This window comes from Mesorhizobium sp. M7A.F.Ca.CA.002.15.2.1 (genome assembly GCF_003998715.1).
Classification (GTDB): Bacteria; Pseudomonadota; Alphaproteobacteria; order Rhizobiales; family Rhizobiaceae; genus Mesorhizobium; species Mesorhizobium ciceri.
In genome coordinates this window covers 1-3,029 of sequence record NZ_RZPI01000663.1, presented here as the reverse complement: position 1 = coordinate 3,029, position 3,029 = coordinate 1, and the positions used below count along the sequence as shown (strand labels likewise).

The window sequence follows — 3,029 nt, the reverse complement described above, 5'->3', positions numbered from 1 at the left end:
CGACCGTACCTTTCTTCACGCGGATCCCATTCTGGGGGTCTTTCAACGGATCCCAAATGGGGGTCAGGAAAGGGATAAAAATGGCCAAGAAAGTGACTAACGCTCCGAAGCTGACGATTGCCGCCGGCACGCAGACCGTCTTCTTTTCGCAGGGTATGCACTACAACAAGCGCTGAAGCCGTTCTGCGCCGACGAGCGGTTCGCTTGTCGGCGCCTCGGCTCCGCAGATGGCATCCAGCTTCATGAAAATGCGCTCTTCGAAAACGCTCGTTTTCTACCCCGGACCGAACAAGGTCACGGCATGCAACTTCCTGACCAGAAGCGTCTTCGAATGCAGCCCTGAGATGGTCGGCCTTCTCGCATCGTGGGACAAATGGGCATCGACGGCGGACATTGCCCGCGCCCATGGGTGGTCGAAGTCCGAGTTGAAGGCTGTCGTTCCGCAGTTGCTCGATTTTTCCGCCCTGGTCACCGCCGGATCGCCTCTCGCCGAGCAGGAGGAACAATTTTCAGGACAATGGAGTTGGGGGCTTCCGACGGCGCTGATGCATTTCTGCGTCCAGGACAGCGAATACATGACCATCGAGCAGGCGGAAGAGCGGCAGATAGAACGCGCCGGCCATACGCCGCAGCCGGACCTCCTGCTCAAGAATTCCGCCGGCGCTATCCAGCTGCCGAATGCACTGGAAGACAACGAACTTCTTAGCTTGATGGCGCGGCGCCGCACCAACCGCACGGCGGCTCAGCCCACCATCACAGCCAAACAGCTTTCCGATTGCCTGTTCGCAGGGCTCGGCATCATCGGCGAGACCGCCAATTGCGTTGGCACCCTGCCGCTTGGCATGACCCCTTCCGGCGGCGCGCGGAATCCCTATGAGGCCTATGTGGTCGCGCTCGGCGTCGATGGCCTCGAGCCCGGTGTCTATCATTATTCCGCCGCCGATCACGACCTTGGCAGGATTTCCGCGAACCATCTGCCGAAGATCTCCGAACTGGTCGGCGGACAGGAGTGGGCTGATAGCATGCCGTGCCTGATCCTGCTTTGCGCCAGGCTCGATCGCACGATGTGGAAATATGAGGACGCCAACGCCTATCGTGTCGTGCTGATCGAGGCCGGCCATATCGGCCAGAATATCATGCTGGCGGCGACCAATCATGGCCTGTCGGCATGTCCGACAGCCGCGCTCAATCATTCCGCCATCAAGCGGCTGCTTGGTCTCGACAGTCTCACCGACGCACCGATCTATGCCTTGACCCTCTCGACCCCGGAAAGAGACCCGTCCACCGCGAGCCAATCCATCAATTAGTCGACCAACAATGTGCAGTCCGGCCAGTAACGCGTTCCCCAGGGTATAACCAGAGACAGGAGCAGCACGTGCCAAATCAATCCTTACGCCAGTCGGAAATCGATAGTCTTCAATATATTTCGTCGATGACCAATGAGCTCGTGCAAATGGCCGAATCAAGCCGTTTTCCGATGATCTCCTATCTGCTGGGCATGGCCTATGCGGAGGCCTTCGACGTTCTTCGCGGCGCACGGCCGGCCAGGCATGCGCAGCTCAGCGGCAACCCGCTGCACCCCAAGGCGCAGGCAAAAGACAATCGTGCCGCCCAGCCACGGAGAGCGTAGCGACATGCAATCGTCAGCCGCATGCGCGGTGGCCGGCTCGACCTCCCGGCCAAACCGCTGGGAGACGCTGTGCGCGTTGCAAAGCCTGCTGCCGCTGCTGAAGAAAGCCGCGACGGATCTGCACCGCGCCGACATGGTCTACTGGTTCGAGCAGGCCGATGCCGAGGTCGCCAACATCATCAGGGGCCACCCCTCCGATGCAACCGCGATCCCGACCCTGATTGCATCCTGCCCGCAGGACCGGCATCCGGTCGCTCAGGCTTGATGCAAGTCGCCCGCCCAAACGCCACGCGCTTAGTGGTTCAGCGCCGCTGAACCGCTCTGATCACCAGCTTTCAGGCAATTCCAGACCGGAGCCTATTGCGCGCCTGGAATGCCAAGGGGGACCTGCACATGAACATGATAGCCAACATCAGAAGCGTCGATGCCAGGGAAAGCATTTTCAGTCGGCTCGACGTCTTGATCGCCAGGCGACCGCCATCGCCTGACGCCGCGCGGATCGAGGCCCGCCAACTCGTCTCGATGGCGATTGCCGACAGCTGCCAGGCCGACAGTCTCTGGGGTACAGTGGACGCCTTCCACGCCCATTTCGACTTCATGATGCAGACCATCGAGATCAACGGAGCCGATGACCCGAGCCTCGGGCTGTTGCGCACGAAATGCCGTTTCTATCTCGAACAGGTCGAGGCCCTGAGCCTGTCGCTGGCCTACTGACAGGCCGCTTCGATCAAATTCGGTCCTAGTTGCGCAGGCTGAACACGAACGGCGCTGTACGGCTCAGACGCGAACCGAGTTCCGGCGGCGGTGCCGGCACCGTGGCGCCTTGCAGCACGGCGAGCGCCGCACGGTCCAGATCCGCATCCCCTGAGGAACGAGAGAGCCTGGCAGACCGGACCCGGCCGGACGAGTCGACCGTGAAGGCGACATACGGCCTGCCTTCCACGCCTCGGGCCTTGGCAGAACTGGGATAGCGCGTGTGCCGCTTGATCCAGGCGCCCAGACGGGAGTCCCATTTGCTGGAGTCGCCGGAGCGCGACGTCGATTCCGCTGCCTTCGGCGCGGCGGTCCTGGCCGCGGGCCGTGCGTCGGCGCTGGCGACGGTTGCCGTCTTCGGCGGAGCCGCCTTCTCCTTCTTAAGCCGCGGCTTGGGCTTCTCGACAGGTTTTTTCGCCTTGGCCTCGACCGGTTTCTTGTCTTTGACAATTTCGACCGGTTTCGGCTGCGGCAAGGGAATGACGACGTCTGGCGTGACAGCCTCGACAACATCCGGGATGACCTCATCCGGCGGCGGCTGATCGGCCTGTTCAGCCGTTTCGGTCCGGTTGGGTTCGGCCTCGTCGGGCGCGACCGCTTCCGGTGGCTCGACAACCGGCTTCGCCTTTTCGACCGGTTCTTCAGG

Annotated in this window: 5 protein-coding genes; 4 read left to right on the top strand and 1 reads right to left on the bottom strand. The window is 61.9% G+C overall.

What is annotated here, in order from left to right:
- The first annotated feature begins 242 nt into the window (after positions 1-242).
- From ENZ74_RS27135 to ENZ74_RS27120, 4 genes are all read left to right on the top strand, one after another.
- Positions 243-1,307 carry a SagB/ThcOx family dehydrogenase gene (locus ENZ74_RS27135; protein WP_024504720.1) on the top strand — a complete coding sequence of 355 codons (1,065 nt, stop codon included), beginning with the start codon at positions 243-245 and terminating at the stop codon, positions 1,305-1,307.
- 68 nt (positions 1,308-1,375) lie between these two features.
- Positions 1,376-1,630: a hypothetical protein gene (locus tag ENZ74_RS27130; protein ID WP_024504721.1), complete on the top strand. Its 255-nt coding sequence runs from the start codon at positions 1,376-1,378 to the stop codon at positions 1,628-1,630.
- A gap of 4 nt (positions 1,631-1,634) precedes the next feature.
- Entirely contained in the window at positions 1,635-1,895 is a 261-nt protein-coding gene (locus tag ENZ74_RS27125; RefSeq protein ID WP_024504722.1) for a hypothetical protein, read from the top strand.
- Between the two features lie 128 nt (positions 1,896-2,023).
- Positions 2,024-2,344: a hypothetical protein gene (locus ENZ74_RS27120; protein WP_063170396.1), complete on the top strand. Its 321-nt coding sequence runs from the start codon at positions 2,024-2,026 to the stop codon at positions 2,342-2,344.
- A 25-nt stretch (positions 2,345-2,369) separates the two neighbouring features.
- Here the strand turns inward: ENZ74_RS27120 and ENZ74_RS27115 are convergent.
- Positions 2,370-3,029, bottom strand: a 660-nt coding sequence (locus ENZ74_RS27115) for an energy transducer TonB (protein WP_164761243.1), incomplete at its 5' end; no start/stop codon positions are given.

Excerpts from the sequence above, each read along its gene's own strand:
- ENZ74_RS27135 (WP_024504720.1), top strand. The coding sequence starts at position 243 with ATGAAAATGCGCTCTTCGAAAACGCTCGTTTTCTACCCCGGACCGAAC.
- ENZ74_RS27125 (WP_024504722.1), top strand. The coding sequence starts at position 1,635 with ATGCAATCGTCAGCCGCATGCGCGGTGGCCGGCTCGACCTCCCGGCCA.
- ENZ74_RS27120 (WP_063170396.1), top strand. The coding sequence starts at position 2,024 with ATGAACATGATAGCCAACATCAGAAGCGTCGATGCCAGGGAAAGCATT.